The sequence below is a fragment of the Parabacteroides sp. KHUB-02 genome, assembly GCF_056640955.1.
In genome coordinates, this window is sequence record NZ_JBWQEV010000001.1 from 2,495,168 (window position 1) to 2,512,557 (window position 17,390).

At 49.1% G+C, this 17,390-nt stretch carries 10 protein-coding genes; 1 reads left to right on the forward strand and 9 read right to left on the reverse strand.

Annotated elements, in window-relative coordinates; translation table 11 throughout:
• Nucleotides 1-412: 412 nt before the first annotated feature.
• Nucleotides 413-1,258 (reverse strand): mechanosensitive ion channel family protein, encoded by an 846-nt coding sequence (locus ACYIA1_RS10995; protein WP_005854480.1) that lies wholly within the window; start codon nucleotides 1,256-1,258, stop codon nucleotides 413-415.
• A 158-nt stretch (nucleotides 1,259-1,416) separates the two neighbouring features.
• On the opposite strand from ACYIA1_RS10995, the gene ACYIA1_RS11000 reads away from it, so the two are divergent.
• On the forward strand, nucleotides 1,417-2,238 hold the full coding sequence (locus ACYIA1_RS11000) for a tetratricopeptide repeat protein (protein WP_008780061.1): 822 nt from the start codon (nucleotides 1,417-1,419) through the stop codon (nucleotides 2,236-2,238).
• A gap of 132 nt (nucleotides 2,239-2,370) precedes the next feature.
• Here ACYIA1_RS11000 and leuB read toward each other — a convergent pair whose 3' ends face one another.
• From leuB to ACYIA1_RS11040, 8 genes are all read right to left on the reverse strand, one after another.
• Nucleotides 2,371-3,432: a 3-isopropylmalate dehydrogenase gene (gene leuB / locus ACYIA1_RS11005; protein WP_036613247.1), complete on the reverse strand. Its 1,062-nt coding sequence runs from the start codon at nucleotides 3,430-3,432 to the stop codon at nucleotides 2,371-2,373.
• A 15-nt stretch (nucleotides 3,433-3,447) separates the two neighbouring features.
• On the reverse strand, nucleotides 3,448-3,891 hold the full coding sequence (locus tag ACYIA1_RS11010; protein WP_005854477.1) for a methylglyoxal synthase: 444 nt from the start codon (nucleotides 3,889-3,891) through the stop codon (nucleotides 3,448-3,450).
• 20 nt (nucleotides 3,892-3,911) lie between these two features.
• Complete coding sequence (locus ACYIA1_RS11015; RefSeq protein WP_008778605.1) at nucleotides 3,912-5,426, reverse strand: alpha-isopropylmalate synthase regulatory domain-containing protein; 1,515 nt, start codon at nucleotides 5,424-5,426, stop codon at nucleotides 3,912-3,914.
• A 2-nt stretch (nucleotides 5,427-5,428) separates the two neighbouring features.
• Nucleotides 5,429-6,016 (reverse strand): 3-isopropylmalate dehydratase small subunit, encoded by a 588-nt coding sequence (gene leuD, locus ACYIA1_RS11020; RefSeq protein WP_005854475.1) that lies wholly within the window; start codon nucleotides 6,014-6,016, stop codon nucleotides 5,429-5,431.
• Nucleotides 6,017-6,042: 26 nt separating this feature from the next.
• Nucleotides 6,043-7,440: a 3-isopropylmalate dehydratase large subunit gene (gene leuC, locus ACYIA1_RS11025; protein ID WP_005864399.1), complete on the reverse strand. Its 1,398-nt coding sequence runs from the start codon at nucleotides 7,438-7,440 to the stop codon at nucleotides 6,043-6,045.
• Between the two features lie 14 nt (nucleotides 7,441-7,454).
• A complete protein-coding gene (locus ACYIA1_RS11030; protein WP_048927576.1) occupies nucleotides 7,455-8,957 on the reverse strand; it encodes a 2-isopropylmalate synthase in 1,503 nt (500 codons plus the stop codon).
• 409 nt (nucleotides 8,958-9,366) lie between these two features.
• A complete protein-coding gene (locus ACYIA1_RS11035; RefSeq protein ID WP_480335254.1) occupies nucleotides 9,367-12,846 on the reverse strand; it encodes an InlB B-repeat-containing protein in 3,480 nt (1,159 codons plus the stop codon).
• Nucleotides 12,847-12,849: 3 nt separating this feature from the next.
• The gene (locus ACYIA1_RS11040) at nucleotides 12,850-17,385 is read right to left on the reverse strand and encodes a T9SS type A sorting domain-containing protein (protein WP_480335256.1); all 4,536 of its coding nucleotides are present in this window, start codon (nucleotides 17,383-17,385) and stop codon (nucleotides 12,850-12,852) included.
• Between the last annotated feature and the right edge of the window lie 5 nt (nucleotides 17,386-17,390).

Consider the following 17,390-nt stretch of genomic DNA (forward strand, 5'->3'; position numbering starts at 1 on the left):
CTCACCCTAAAAAACGACAAGAGAATAATAAGTTGTAAATCCGACAATTAACCAAAAGCGAAGAATCAATCATTCGGTTGCCAAAGTGTGGAACAAACCGTGGAATGTGGAAAATTTCCCCACGAGAGTGTGGAATCTCTACACACTACTATAAAAAACGAGGCCCACCCTTAATCTATATAAGGATGAGCCTTAAATCATTCTACTTAAATATAATCAAATAAAAATACTAAAGTAATAAAATAAAGTTCCGTAATATCGTATACACTCTGTGTCTAATCTCTAATTTGCGATTCACAAAGATAAATCTTTTTGTTCAACCATCTATAAAATAACCGCACATCTAACGAAACTCAAAGATTTTTGAACAAAGAGATTCCTTTTAAGGACAAGTCATAGATTATCACGAACTTCAATCCTTCGCTTGGTGTACGGTAAGTTGCGGGAATGGGAAACCGATACCTACCTCATTGAAGGTCGCGTAGATATTCTTGTTAATATCGAAATACACGCCCCAATAGTCGGAACTGTTTACCCAAACACGTACCACCACGTTTACGCTGCTGTCCGCCAAGGCTGTCAAGGCGATAAACGGAGCGGCCGGCTCGGACAAGATGCGGGAATCCTTCGCCAATACAGACTCTATCACTTGCTTTACTTTCTCATAATCGCTGCCGTATTCCACGCCAAAAGTCCAGTCTACACGGCGAGTCGTCTGGTTACTGAAATTAGTCACAACGCCACTGCTCAAAGAGCCGTTCGGTATATAAATGACCTTATTATCAACCGTACCTAATACGGTATGGAACATCTGGACCTCTTTCACGGTACCGCCAACGCCCTGCGCCTCTATATAATCACCCACCTTATAAGGCTTGAAAAGAAGGATGATCAATCCACCGGCAAAGTTTGACAGGTTACCGCTCAATGCCATACCGACAGCGACACCGGCGGAAGCCAACAAGGCGGCAAACGACGTAGTTTGAACGCCTAACGCCCCTACGACTGAAATAATCAATAAAATGGTTAAACTGACATTCACCAAACTGCCGACAAAAGTCTTGACAGAAGGATCGATATCCCGTTTGCTCAATATCTTCCGAACCAGTTTATTAAGTAAGTTTATAACCAATCGTCCCACCAAGAAGACAATAAGGGCTTTAATAATCGTAAAACCCAATTGGGAGCCATGCTCAACCAAGGATCTGATAGCTTCCTCTAATTTAGAACTCGCTTCTACAGCTGCTAATAATACCATATCTCTTCTATTTTAATTAATCTATTAATTATATAACAATCTGATCTTCCAAAATATTATGAAATGTAGCAAAGGTATAAAGTTTTTTTAATCTGGTAAAACCATGAAATAATTACGTAGCTTTGCGATCAATCAAATAACACGTTAAATTCGACAGCATGAAAATCCTTGCGATACTCGCCGCCCTTTTCCTTTCAATAGGCTATGGCCACGCTCAGACATACGAGAAGTTTGTCGAGAAAAGTTTTGACTTCTTGGACAAGAACGACTTAGTCTCCGCCGAAGAGAGCCTACGAGCCGCCATGCGCCTCGAACCGGGCAACCCCAACAACTACGCCTTGCTTATGAATCTCGGGACGATACAGCGCAGACAAGGGAAACTGGAAGATGCCCTTCTCTCCTATACCGCCGCCCTAAGCCGCCATCCGAATAATGAGGCCATACTGGAAAATCGTGCCGGCTTATATACGGAAATGGGTGAGATCGAAAAAGCGACGAACGATTACAATGCCCTGTTAATCTTGAACCCCCATCATCAAGAGGCGTTATATTGCAGGGCAATGCTTCATTTACAACATAAGAACTATCTTTTGGCCGAGCAGGATTTCGATAAGATACTGGAAGTAAACGAGAAATCCGTGAAAGGACGTCTGGGACACGCGATTCTCGAAAAGCTACGGGGGAATTACGATGAGAGCGAACGCATCTTTAATTACTTGATCAGCGAGATGCCCCGTGAATGGATATTATACGAGGGCCGTGCCGATCTATACTTCATGATGGGCAAGAACGCCCGGGCTATGGCCGATATCAATCGTGTTTTCGTGGAAAGTACCCCGACAGCCGCTTTATATGTATTGCGAGGCAAAGTAAAACTCGCCCAATATGAGAAGGCATCGGCCGCCTTAGACTTCAAGAAAGCTGAGGATATGGGATATGATAAAACGACTATCGACGAGTTGATGAAGATGGCTCGTTAAGGTTGTTTTTATACGTATAGTGGCATCGGCTCACGCGAGTAGTGGTATTGGCCTACGCCACTACTCGCGTGAGCCGATGCCACTATACGTGTGAGCCTGCGCCACTACTGGTGCGAAATCGGCCTATTTATACTACTTTTCCGTGATATAATTGACAATCCAACTACCCACTTCTTTCGTTCCATATTTCGCTCCACCTTCCACTTGGATTTCCGGCGTACGGACATTCGCGTCGAGGGAAGCGTCTACGGCCTCACGGATCAAGGCGCCCTCTTCTTTGAGGTCGAAATACTCGAATAACATCGCTACCGAAAGGATTTGCGCCAAAGGATTCGCTATATTCAGCCCTTTCGCCTGCGGCCAAGAGCCATGAATCGGCTCGAAAACCGGTGTGCTCTCTCCGGTAGAAGCGGAAGGCAGCAAGCCCATAGAGCCGCTGATGCAAGAACCCTCGTCCGTCAAGATATCACCAAACGTATTCTCGGTTACCATTACATCGAAGAATTTCGGCTCTTGGATCATACGCATAGCGGCGTTGTCCACATACATATAGTCTGTCGTTACTTCCGGATAGCTAGGAGCCATCTCTTGAGCGATCTGGCGCCATAGACGGGAAGAGGCAAGTACGTTCGCCTTGTCAACAACCGTCAGGTGCTTATTCCGTTTCATCGCATACTCGAAGCCCACTTTCAAGATACGCTCGATTTCCGGGCGGGTATACATATTCGTATCGTATGCCTTATCGTTGTCTTGATATTTCTCACCGAAATACATACCACCGGTCAACTCACGGATACATAAGAAATCCGCGCCATCCACCAATTCGGCACGCAACGGCGATTTATGCAATAGGCATTTGAAGGTCTGCACCGGACGGATATTAGCGAACAGGCCCAACTTCTTACGCATCGCCAAAAGACCTTGCTCCGGGCGTACTTTCGCTGTCGGGTCATTATCAAACTTAGGATCGCCCACGGCCGAGAAAAGAACAGCGTCGGCATCCTTACAAATCCGATAGGTCTCCTCCGGGAAAGGATCGCCTACCTTATCGATCGCGTCAGCGCCACAAAGGGCATACTCATAGTGAACCTCATGTCCAAATTTCTCACAAACGGCACTCATTACTTCCACGCCTTGCACGGAAATCTCTGGTCCGATCCCGTCTCCGGGAAGTACTGCTATATTCAGTTTCATCGTAAATGTTTGTTATTATTCTCTGTTAAAATGTACATACTTAGGCTCCGTGGGGAAATACGTGTCATCATCCCACAGGGTACTTGTAATCATCAAGTCGGCGCTATAACGGTTACAAGCGATAGGTACGTTATGAACACGGCACTGGCGAAGCAACATCTGGATGTCGGCCTCGTGCGGTTGCGGATTCAAGTCGTCTATCAAAAAGACCGCCAAATCGATCTCCTTACGGACAACCATAGCGGCAATCTCAGCATCGCCTCCCATCGGACCGGAATGCATGCAAGCAATATCCGCGTTCACCCCTTTTTCCTCGAGAGCTTTACGAACCAAATTTCCGGTCGTACCCGTACAAACAATATGGTGGTGAGACAAGAACTCAGCGTTATGTACCGCCCATTCTACCATTTCCGCCTTACGATTGTCGTGCGCTACAAGCGCGATAGTCAACTTTTTCATACCCTTTACCTTTTTAATTATTAATCCTCTATCTTGTTCAGCATCTTCAATGTCGCCTTGATCGCCGCCTCGGTCTGGTCAGCGTCCAGGCCACGAGTCTTGAAATCGACCCCGGCATAATTCCAGCTGATGACCGTCTGCACGAACGCATCCGTACGTCCTCCCGGCGGGATGGATACCGAATAGTTCGTCAACATCGGGAACGGGCGGTTCAAACGGGAATAAATCCGGCGTAGGGCACGAACGAAAGCGTCGTATTGGCCATCACCGGAAGCCGATTCCTCGTAAGCCTCGCCATTGATCTCGATCTTCAAGGTAGCCACCGGTTTCAGCCCTTGGGCCAAGGATAAGGAATAGTTCAAGATCCGTATTTTCTGATCCTCCAGCGCATTATCATGATGAAGCACATCGCTGATAATATAAGGAAGATCCTCCGGGGTAACCATTTCTTTCTTATCGCCCAGCTCAATGATCCGCTCCGTAACCTTACGCATCGAACCCTCGTCCATGTCGATACCGAGCGCTTCCAGATTCTTGCGGATATTCGCTTTTCCAGAGGTCTTGCCCAAGGCGTACTCGCGAACCCGTCCGAAACGCTCGGGGAGCAGGTCGTTGCAATACAGGTTGTTCTTGCTATCGCCGTCCGCATGGACACCGGCGCATTGCGTAAACACATGCTCTCCGATGATCGGCTTATTGGGCGGGATATGCACCCCGGAGTAGGTCTCAACCAAACGGCTAGCCTTGTTTATCTTTTCCTCCCTCAAGCTCGTCTCCTCTCCCAACTGGTCCTTGATAACGGCAAGTACGCTACTCAAAGGAGCGTTACCCGCACGCTCTCCCAAACCGTTCACGGTCGTATGGATTCCCTTGATACCCGCACGGATGGCGGAATATACATTCGCTACGGCAAGATCATAGTCGTTATGCGCGTGGAAGTCAAACCGTAAATCCGGGTAGCGGTCCACCATCATCTTGCAATACTCGTAGGTATTTCCGGGATTCAAGACTCCCAAGGTATCCGGGAGCATGAAACGGCAGATCGGAAGTCCTTTCAACGCATCGATTACCAAGAATACGTAATCCGGGGAATGCTTAATACCGTTCGACCAGTCCTCCAAATAGATATTCACGTCGATCTTCCGTTTCGCCGCTTCCAATACGACCGTACGAATATCGTCAACGTGTTGCTCGGGAGTCTTTCGAAGCTGTTCGGTGACATGCTTATAAGAGCCCTTGCAAAGCAAGTTCACGACACGGCAACCTGCGGATTCAATCCAGTCGAGAGAGACCGTACCATCCACGAAACCCAAGACCTCCAATTTGTCTAGGTTCCCGGAACGGGCGGCCCAAGCGGCTACACGCTTCACGGCCTCAAACTCTCCGTCCGACACACGGGCGGAGGCGATCTCCACCCGGTTCACGCCTAAGTCGCTCAGCAGCACTTGCGCTATGCTGAGCTTCTCGTGAGCGGCGAAGGAGACGCCCGAAGTTTGCTCCCCATCTCTGAGGGTTGTATCCATTATTTCTATCATAATCAGCGTGCTGCCTCGAAGGCTTCTATCTTTGATTTATTTGCCAGTAAATAGTCGATATCGTCCAATCCGTTGATCAGGCAATCCTTTTTATAGGCGTTGATCTCGAAATGCTCGCTTTTGCCCGTAGCCTTGTTCGTGATCGTTTGCTCCGGTAGATTTACCTCGACCTCAGTTTTCGGGTCCTTGTAAATCGAATCGAACAATTCAGCGAGGAACTCTTCAGTCACAACAACCGGCAGCACGAAGTTGTTCAACTCGTTGTTTTTATGAATATCGGCGAAGAAACTGGAGACCACGACACGGAAACCGTAATCGGCGATCGCCCAAGCCGCATGCTCACGGCTGGAACCGGAACCGAAGTTCTTTCCCGCTACCAATATCTTTCCGCTATACGTAGGATCGTTCAAGACGAATGATTCGATCTTATTACCTTCCTTATCATATCGCCAATCCCGGAATAAGTTCTCGCCGAACCCTTCCTTGGTAGTCGCTTTCAGAAAGCGGGCTGGGATAATCTGGTCGGTATCCACGTTCTCTAAAGGAAGAGGCACGCAAGTGCTTGTGATTATATTGAATTTTGTTTTCATCTTATGCTACTTTATTAGATTAGTCTTTACATCAGTTCTCTCGGGTCCGTGATCTTACCTGTCACAGCGGCGGCGGCGGCCACAAGCGGCCCCGCCAAGATGGTGCGAGCACCCGGTCCTTGGCGGCCCTCGAAATTACGGTTGGAAGTGGAGACCGCATATTTACCCGCCGGAACCTTATCCTCATTCATCGCCAGACAAGCGGAACATCCCGGTTGACGAAGGACGAAGCCGGCCTCGGCCAAAACCTTGTCGATCCCCTCGGCACGAATCTCCCGCTCTACCTGCCAACTGCCGGGAACCAGCCAAACCGTTACATCATCCGCTTTCTTCTTTCCTTTCACCAAAGAGGCGAAAGCACGGAAATCCTCGATACGGCCATTCGTACAGCTACCTAAAAAGACATAATCCACTTTCTTACCCAACATAGACTCGCCTGCCTTGAAGCCCATATAATCCAAAGACTTCTTATAAGAGATACGGCCTGCCTCGGGCACGCTCTCTAAGGAGGGGATATCTTTGCTGATACTCATACCCATGCCCGGGTTCGTACCGTACGTAACCATCGGGTCGATATCCTCGGCGTGGAAAACGATCTCCTTATCGAACTTAGCGTCCGGATCACTATACAGCTGACGCCACTCGCTCACCTTCCGCTCCCATTCCTCGCCTCTTGGGGCAAACTCACGGTCTTTCAAATAATCGAAAGTAACATCATCCGGAGCGATCATACCGCCACGGGCACCCATCTCGATCGAAAGGTTACAGATTGTCAAACGTTCCTCCATGGTCGTATTACGAATCGCCTCGCCAGCGTACTCTACGAAATAGCCCGTAGCACCGCTGGTACTCATCTTACTAATAATGTATAAAGCAAAGTCCTTCGCCGTAACGCCCGGTTTGCGTACGCCATCGATCGTGATACGCATCGTTTTCGGCTTACGCTGCATGATACATTGGGTAGCCAAGGTCATCTCCACCTCGCTCGTACCGATACCGAAGGCGATAGCGCCCATGGCACCGTGCGTAGAAGTATGGGAGTCGCCACAAACGATCGTCATACCCGGCTGCGTCAAGCCTGTCTCCGGACCTACCACATGGATGATACCATTCTTCGGATGTTGAAGACCGTAATACGTCAAGCCGAAATACTTCGCATTCTCTTCCAAGGTATCCACTTGATTCTTGGATATAGGGTCCTCGATAGGCTTATCTTGGTTCAATGTCGGGATATTGTGGTCCGGCATACAAGTGATTTGCGCGGGACGGAAGGGCTTCAATCCACGTGCACGTAATCCGGCGAAAGCCTGCGGGCTAGTCACCTCATGACAATACAGACGGTCGATATACAATTGTATGGTTCCGTCGGGCAACGTGTCCACCACGTGTTTGTCCCAGATTTTCTCAAATAATGTCTTGCTCATTGTCTTGTCTATTTTTAGTCTACTATAAACTTATTGATGGCGTCCACGAAAGCCTCCACGGAAGCGGCGATAATATCGGTATTCGCGGAGAACCCATAATAGGTAGCCCCGTTATACTCTACCTGCATATGTACCTTGCCCGTATCATCGCTACCTTTATTAATGGCTTGAATCAAGAATTCCTGAATCGTCATGTCACTATTACTAATCGCTTTTTTCACCGCCTTGATGCCTGCGTCAACCGGACCGTTACCAGCCGCGGCCTCGTATTTTCTTACTCCCGACAAATTTAAACAAATACTTGCGACTGATTGTACTCCAACACCACTAGTTACCTGTAAATATTCCAATTTAATACGGTGTGTGGCCGTACGATCCTTTCCGACCAACATCAAAACATCATCATCATTAATATCTTTCTTACGATCGGCCAGTTTCAAGAACTCATCATACACCTTGTCCAATTTCTCCTGCTCCAGATCCACACCTAAAACATGCAGGCGATGCTTCAACGCCGCACGACCGCTACGAGCAGTCAATACGATCGCGTTATCATCGATACCCACATCCTTCGGATCGATGATCTCGTAGGTTTGCGCATTCTTCAAAACGCCATCTTGATGGATACCAGAGGAGTGAGCGAACGCGTTACGTCCGACAATAGCCTTATTCGGTTGTACCGGCATATTCATCAAGCTAGAAACCATACGGCTCGTACTATAGATCTTATTCGTCGTGATATTGGTGATGATATCACGTTCTTTATGGCTCTTGAAAACCATGGCGACTTCTTCCAATGACGTGTTACCCGCACGCTCACCGATACCGTTTACGGTTACCTCCACCTGACGGGCTCCGTTCAACACGCCTTGTACGGTATTCGCGGTAGCCATACCCAAGTCATTATGGCAATGAGTGGAAAGAATAGCGTTATGTACGCCATCCACATGTTCCATCAGATACTTAATCTTCGCCCCGTACTCATCCGGCAAGCAATATCCTGTCGTATCCGGGATATTCACTACGGTAGCCCCGGCCTTGATCACGGCCTCCACGACACGGGCCAGATATTCATTATCCGTACGCCCGGCATCCTCACAGTAGAATTCTACGTCCTCCACGTACTTTTTAGCGTATTTCGTGGCGGCGATCGCACGCTCTATAATCTCCTCTCTCGTGGAGTTAAACTTGTATTTGATATGAGAATCAGAAGTACCGATACCCGTATGAATACGTCCTCGCTTAGCGAATTTCAACGCCTCGGCTGCCACGTCGATATCTTTCTCCACCGCACGGGTCAAGGCACAGATGGTCGGCCAAGTCACGGCCTTTGAGATCTCAACCACACTCTTAAAATCCCCGGGACTGGAGACAGGGAAACCAGCCTCGATCACATCAACACCTAGCTGTTCCAACGCCTTAGCTACTTGAATCTTTTCCACTGTATTCAACTGGCATCCCGGAACCTGTTCACCATCACGTAAGGTGGTGTCGAAAATAAATAATCTGTCTGACATAATCTTATATTCTTAATTTACTAATATCCTATACTAACTAAAAAAGCCTCTCTCACAAGGAAGTGAGAAAGGCTCTTTCATATATCGTAATGCTCGCAAAGCATACAGTCTCACTTCCTATCCCGTTCCCAGAGTAGAATAATGTTTAGAGAAATAATGAGACTATTTTGCAAGTTGCGTGTCATTGTTCTTGTCTTTATCGTTTTTGTTTGAACGTTGCAAAGATACGGCCTTTTTCGAGACCAGCAAATATAATCCGAAGTTTTTTACTTATTATTTATTATAAACCGTAAGCCAAACGATCGTATACCTTACGAAATAACACTGCCCATCGTAAGGTTGTTACGATGGGCAGTATAAGATGTTTACAATGCCCATCATAAGCACCTTACGATGGGCATTGGCAGAATCAGCGAACCACGACTTTCCGTACGAACGAATCGCCGAAGGCCTCGCAGCGGACGAAGTAGACTCCGGCATGCCCTACCGGGATCTCAGCCTTGCCAAGAATCGAACCTTCGTAAAGAACGATGCCGGACACATCGACTACCTTCAAGGCTACCTGCTGAGGCATATTCACGAAGATAGATTGATTGGCCGTATACAGGCTCATGCCTTCCTCGATGGACTCGATGCCGGTTGGCGTATCCGGTTGATCCGGTTTATCCGGGTTCTCCGGATCTACGGGGTCTACAGGGGTGACCGGTGTTTCCGGATCCGTGGAAGGAGAGGATGTAGCGGAAACAACCTTCACCTCTATCTTGCTACTAACCGGCTTATAATTCGGATCGGTCGGCGTAAAAGTAACCTCTTGCTGACCGGTGGACGTAGGCGCTGTTTCCGGTTTGCTCCAAGCGAATGTTCCGGCAACGATACCCGCATGCCCGCCTTGTAAAACAGACTCGGATAGTTTTTGGCCGGACAAGATACCGGAAGCCGCAGGCCATGTAACCTTCGATTCTGCTAGTTCAGCTTGCTCTATCGTATAACGCAATCCTTTTTCCGTCTTATATTCATTATACTCCGCATCAGCCGGACGATAAATACGTACATAATAATCACCCGCATTCTTCAAGACAGCCGGTTGCGTGCAGGCCTCGTCAAAGAAGAACGTGATCAGGCAAGCCTCGTTGCCCGTGCCTGTCACGGATACGAGTTGAGCCGCACCGTTATATACGGAGGAGGTTTGAGCTAACTTGAACTCTAGTTTATCCTTGCCGACAAATACAGGTTCAACACCACTAACACCTTTCTCTACCACATATTCTCTTTGAGGATTGGTATCGCCGTTATCTTTCCAATGGGAGAATTTATAGCCTTTAAGAGGCACGGCCTCCAACATCACCTCTATACCTGCCGGAATAGAGACCTTTCCATCTGTCTCAGGATATGACATACCGCCATTGGTGACATGCACGTAGCCTTTCGGCTCTTCCGCTGAACGCCAGATGGACGTGCCAAAGGATAATTCTACCGGGGCATTTGTAGAATAATAGTAAACCGTGCCTTCGTAATTCTTCTTAGCCGCATCACTCTTAGGCTTAATCACGTATTTTGTCACGCCGGAAACATTATAAGTAGGATCGACATTAATACTCACCTCAGTACCTTCTGCTGGACGGGTTGTCGGGTTTCCATTACCCTCGGGTGCTTTCATTACCGCAATCTTAGACTTCTTAATTGTCAAGCCTACTTCCCCTTCATTCGGATGCTCTGGGTCCGGATACTTCTCATAAAATTCCTCATATAAACCATCTTCAGCACGCCTCAACACGACCGTATACTTGCCAGCATCAATAGCTTTCCCAACTTCTTTATTATCCGAGGCTATATACGATACATTGAATGAGAAGCCCGCATAGGTCTGCGAAGCAAATGGTATGAAGGGGCGGGATACGCCACTATAGTAGTATTCTTGATACGGACAAAAGATGTATTCCCTCTTGATCGGCACCAGATGGTCGAATACGGCTGTCACGGTCAAGTCGCCAGTTACGGTCAAAACATCATTTTGAGATATTTCCTTACCGTTCGCCAAGATGGAAAGCAGTCTCGCTCCGTTCTTTTCGATACCGGTTATACGCACTTCCGTGCCATAAAACTGCTCACCGGATTTATCTAAGGTAATCTTTCCGGTGGTAGTCTCATTCGGATTGCTGCTTACGGCAGAAGCTACTACATTATATGGCTTCGGACCGAAAGTAGCTGAAGCCGTAACATCGCCTGTCACGGTCCACAAGTTCGTCGTAGTAGAACCGGTCACGCCTGATAAGGTGACACCACTGCCACCCAAGCTATATCCGGCATCTGGAAGATCAACCACACGCACCTTATCACCAATTGGAACTGTTGAGCCGGAAGCAATCAAACTGCCATTTTCCTTATATAATAAGATAGAACCGTTCGCCACATCTTTGATGGTGACAAGTGCCCCCGCTTTTTGCCCAAATTCGGCTTTGACCGTCAAATCCCCTGTTAGCGTCACCTTATTACCCTTTAGCGAGTCTCCGTTTATAGTCAATGATTTCAACTGGGAGCTCACGTCCGGGGTAGCCACGATTTGCAAGACCGTACCTTGTCGCAGGGAAGCTCCAGACGCAATCTCCGCATCTTCCGCCTTAACAGAGAGACTGCCGTTGCCTGCCGTCTCGATCGATACCGTATGCATGATCGGGGAGAAGTTCGCCGTATAGGTCTTATTATTATCCGCCTTAACAGAGATGGAATCATTCGCCGGCAAAGTCTCGCTCGCACCCGTTACCGACCAACTATCGAACTTATAATTGGGCAGAGGCAGGGCTACCAAGGAGATCTCTTGGCCCTTCACGTACACGTCATCCTCGGTCTTGCCCAATACGTTTACGGTACCTCCTGTTGTCCCTGTAGCGGTGACTAGATACGTAGGGGTTACCTCAACCTCCACGGACACCTCCGCTGTATTGTAATAAGAGGAGTTATCCGGATAGAAAGTGACGGAACAGCTTTGCTTCCCGGCCGGCATCACCGCATTCCCGTTCGTCCAAACGAAGGTACCGGCAATCGTATATCCATCTTCATCCTTTACGCTACCACCGGACAGTAAAGAGGTTGAAAGCAATAGCCCCTCCTTGATACCTGTCGCTTGCGGCTTCGTGATTTTACTTGCGTCAATAGCGATCTTGCTCGTCAGACTCATGACATAGACCTCCTCGAACTCAGCGTAGTCAGTGTCACCCGCATAGGATAGCTTGACATACAGGATACCCTCTTTCTTGCGGTCATTGTCGGTAGCCGCTATTTTACAAGAATCATCCTTAAAATAAGCGACCGTAAGCGTCTTACCCTCCGGGATGGTCGTATAGCTCAATCCAGCGGCTATAGCCGGGTTGACCACTTGCTCTTGGCCCGATACGTTCACCACCAGATGGGCTCTTTCCTTATACGCTGTAAGGGTCGCCCCACTCAAGTCCGTCACCGACTGCCCATTGGAGGCCTTGTTAGACAAGAGTCCGTTCTTCGCCGTGAACGTCCCTCCATCAAAAGAGGCCGCCAGCACTACCGGGATACGGAGTACGGTGCCTTCCGAGGCTTTCATCACGGTGTTCTTCGGGCTGTATACTACGCAACGGAAGCTGCCGTCACTTTGCGTACTCCACGTAAGGGCATGATCATTTGCCAACTCGCCGAGGATCGGGGTTCCATCTAGCAAGATACCCTCGGACAAGGTGAAATCCACTTGGAAGGAGGAAAAACTAAAGGAATTGCCGGATACCTCCAGCGTGAGCGTATCCTTACTGCCAGCGGCGTTCAGGTTCGTCTTCGCCAATTTCCACTGGGCGGCGGTAGCCGTTCCCGCCGATAACAGCAGGAAGAGGGCTACGAATAATTGTTTTATATGATTCACTTTCATAATTTACTTACAGATAAAGATGTTAGTATTACTTGCCTTCACACCATGGCCTGTCTTTGCCGTCAAACGATAGTAGTAAACGCCCGCCGGTAAGGTTAGCGTGGCCGAATATTGGTTATCGCCCACCTCGCCGGGCAGACCGTTCAATACCGCGGCCAAAGCGCCATTCGCAGAGAATACGTGGATCGTCACGGATTCAGCCGCCTCCGTCAACTGATAACGGAAGGTCGTGCTGCCACGGAACGGGTTCGGATAGTTGGACACGGCTGCCAATTGGCTGATCGCCTCGATCGGGGCGTTGGAAGTCACGATCGCATCGCCACCAGACCTCAAGCTGTTGGCCTTCGCGTCGGAGAAGGAGGCTCCTACCAAGGTAACGCCCGCCGGCATACGCAGGATACGGCTCTTGCCCGAAGGAATCGTGCGGCCATCCAAGCTATAACCGATCACCCGCAAGGTATCCCCGTTCAAGCTGGAAGCCTGCAGGAACTTGGCGGCATCGCCCAGCAACGGGATCTCGTCGATGGCTCCCACCAACTCCAGATAGATACCGGCTACCGGTACTTGGCTATTCATCGTCAAGAAGTTATCAGCGTCGAGCTCCATTTGTACGGGAACCTCGGCCTCAGAACGCAGTGCACTGGCCTTGGTAACCGGCTTGCCGTGGATGAGGTTGACGATACCGATTACGTCAGCGATCTCTACATTATTATTATAGTTCACATCCGCCTCGGCAAAACCGAAGTTGGGGATCATGTTATCCTTGTCCCGCAAGATGTAGCTTACGGTAGCGGTCACGTCTTGTACGTTTACCAGCATGTCGAGGTTCGCATCGCCATCGCAGGTGTAAACCCACGCATCGTACTGAACCGTCCAGCCGGGGAATAATGGATTGGTTACAAGACCAGCAATTTGATAATTTGGGGTCAAGTCTTCGGTAATCGTATAGCGGCTGTCCGTATGGTCGATCGTATCGCCGTCGAATACCCAAGTAAAGCGAGAGGCGGATGTACCTACCATCTTTTGTGAGGAAAGATCGATTGTCTCCCCATAAGCCACGAAACCTCCCGGACGAACCTCACCTACCGGCAACCTAACAACACCGAAGGCAGCCTCCAATTGCCGCGGGTTCTCCACGTTAGCGAACTCCAAGCACGAACCATCGGCATTGAAAGACATCAAGGCCGGGAAGTCCGCCAAATCGATCCGGGTAGTGGGTATAGGCAAGCCATATGCGGTTAATTGAGCGGCAAGGCCCGAAGCCGAAGCGCTGTTCTCTACCCCGTCAAGCATCGTCCAATTCAAGAACAACTCCTTCAAGTTTTTGTTCTTAGACAAGTCGAGAGCCGTCAAGTCCGTACTAGACACATCCAGATACTCCAGCGATGGATACTCGGATACGATCAAAGATTTCAAAGAATAGTTTCCACCCAGCATCAAAGAACGCAATACCGTATTGTTCTTCGGCAAGGTCAGTTCCTCCACCCTATTGCCTGTCAACGACAAGATCTCCAGCTTATCCAAGGCAGCGAGATCTACCTTCTTCGTAAAGCTTTCGCCCATCTGATACATATATAAATGGATCAAACGCCGCGGGTTCTCGTCGTTCCAAACGGCTTGTGCGTTCGAAGAGTTCTCGTCCGTCTGCCATGCACCGCTGCTCCACCACTCGCTCAATGCCTTGTTGTTGGAAGCGTCTACGATACGTGCCAAGGTAGCCACGTCACTCTCGGCGAATACTTGGGGGACGGTGGTTTCCACATGGATGCGTGAGGTCTCGATCTGCCAGCCGTCACGTACATTAATCTCCGAGATCTTACAGAACTTCGGGTTCATCAGCTTACAATAGTAGTCTCCATACTTTTCCTCCTTGCTGTCCAGCACGAATACGCCCGGACGGTTTGGCACCGGCTTCAATGCCTCTTTCTCCTCTGTCCTATATTTGGCGTTTACCCATAGGAATACGGTCTCTATGCCATCGATCACGGCCTCCGAGGAGAGATCGATCGTATCGCCGTTCTCGAACCAGTATGGATCTCCCGGATGAGAGGGGGAAGTAAGCGTTATGTGCCCCAAACCGTTATAATTTATCTGCCGGTAGTTCTTCACCGTAGAATATCTCAAAAGAGATCCATCCGCATTCAAGTTACTCAAGTTCGGGTACTGAGCCAGATCGAGACTCTCCACGTATCCCGGCAATCCCAACGACTCCAGATTCTTTCCCACTTGTGCGGAAGGAAGCTCATACTCCGTATTTTGCAGATATAGATGACGGATAAACGCCGGCAGGTTCTTTACCAGATCTGCGAACTGTTCTGTATGCGGCAAGGCCAAATAGGTCAAGCTCGTAGCCTTATCGAAACCTTGCAACTTCAAGTTCGGGCAGTACTCGATCTCCAGACGGCTCAATTGCTTGAAGGATGAGATATCCAGCGAAGCCAAGGGCGAATGCTCAAGGTAAAGCTCCGTCAGCTTCGAACAACCGGTAAGATTCAGTGTCGCTAGCTTCGTGTTCTGGTAACTTCCCTCGCCTATGTATAATGTTCCAAATCTAAAATATTGCAGTTCCGGGCATTTGGACAGGTCAAGTGAAGCTAAGTTCCTGCTATATATATGCAAGTGCTCCAGTTTCGTATTTTTCGATACGTCCAGCTTCTCTATATTCATAAATTCCTCGCACTCGAAATACTTCAACTCAGTGAAGGCGCTCAAGTCTAATTGAGAGATCGTATCCTTAGAGTTCCAATCTAACTCAATCGCCAGATGCGTTAAGCGACCGACCTCGTCGGTGTTCCAGTCCGTACGGATCACGTCTTGATATGAGTTCCAATTCTCGCGCTCCCAGCCCTTGCTTTCCACGAACTCCTGCAATTGGGTGATATTCGGGTTATCGGTAGCCAGCTTCTTCAATCCGGCGATGTCCGCGGGGGAGTAGCTGTCCGAGTTACGGGCTACCTTGATCTGGGGCGTATACATACGCCAATTGTCGTAATTCGAGTTCGTAATCTCACATATATAATATTCGCCCGGCTTTCCGCTAAACACGAAAGCCCCCTCCTTGCCAGAGACCATCGGCATGGTCGCTTCCGTCCGTTTACCAGTAGTTCGATCGTTAAGGAACCAAGTGTAGATCGATTTCACGCCACCCACCGTAGCGTAAGCGGATAGATCGATCTCCTCGCCCTTCGCGGCATAAGCGTTATAATCGTCTACTGGCGTACCGGCTATGACCCTAGTAGAACCATAAAGATTGAAATACTCAGGTAATGGACTCGGGAGCTTCACCGTGAACCATGTAAGCGAATCGTTATCATCCATATTCAGTTGCCTTAGCTTTGTCAAAGCAGACAGATCAAGAGATTTCAACCGAGTGCCAGTCAACCGTAAGTCTTCCAATCCACTCAACGAGCCTATATCCTTCATGTCAGATACCGTATGTGTTCTATAATCCTTTATAAAGAAGCTTTTCACCCGGCTCGGGGACTCGGCGTTCCACGTCACGCCCACGTTGTAGCCATCGCTCTGCGTCCGGTCTTTCAAGTAATCCTTGCTGGAGATGAAGTTCTGCAAGTCCGAGTTCAGCGGATTGGCCTCGGCGATCGCTTTCAAGGCGGCTATATCGTCCTGCGAGTTATTGGTTGGGAAAGCGAACGGTGCTTGGCTACCATACCCTACCCTATTGCCGTCCGCATCACAAATATCCACTTGAACCGTTCCGTTCCATTCCTCCGTGGCGTGAGCCATCAACGTGAATTGCGTAGCGGAGAAGGAAGGGATATCTAATACGTATATGGGCTCATTATATAGACCTGTCTCTTTACTTAGGTTCTGCCCGGAAAGGGTCAAGCCTTCAGAAGGGCCATTCAGATAAATCTTCATCTTAGCGTGTTGCCCCTGCAGGAAACCCGCCTTCGTCACGTTGATCGCAAAAGGGATATCCTCGTTCAGATCGCCGGATGTACGCGACAACTCCCCCATAGCAGGAGCCTTATCACTCAGCATAAACCGTATCGTCTGCCCGGTAGAGGCCAAAGCAGCCGTGCTTATGTCTTGCGAGCTGTACACTTTCACGGTATAGCCAGCCTCGCACCCCTTCGAGCTATTCATTTGCAGACGAAGCCCAACGCTATATCCATAGTCCGTCAACTTCTCGTCTGGTATCCAAAAGCCGCCATTGTCTAACGTTTGCGCCGGCTCAGAATCCTCAAAGCGGAACTCTACCCCGTCCGGATTAGCGGTGTTCACCAGCTGTACACGTATAGCCATGCCTTTCGTGAAGTTCTCGATATTGAAATTTAAGCTCCAAGTAGCCACCGGATTCCACTCGTAGATAAAGCAATAAGCTACAGGATCCAGAGTACTGGTAAACCGTACCTCCCCTTCCGCCTGGCTCTGCGGAGCCCCGGGTGTCATCCCCGCCAGGCTCGCCGACCCGGCCATACCCCAAGCCAGTCCATGCCCCGGCCATGCGGCGCATAAACACAAGACCATCGCGATGAGCGACAACCTCATACTAATTCCTCGTAAAATTGTTTTCATAAGCA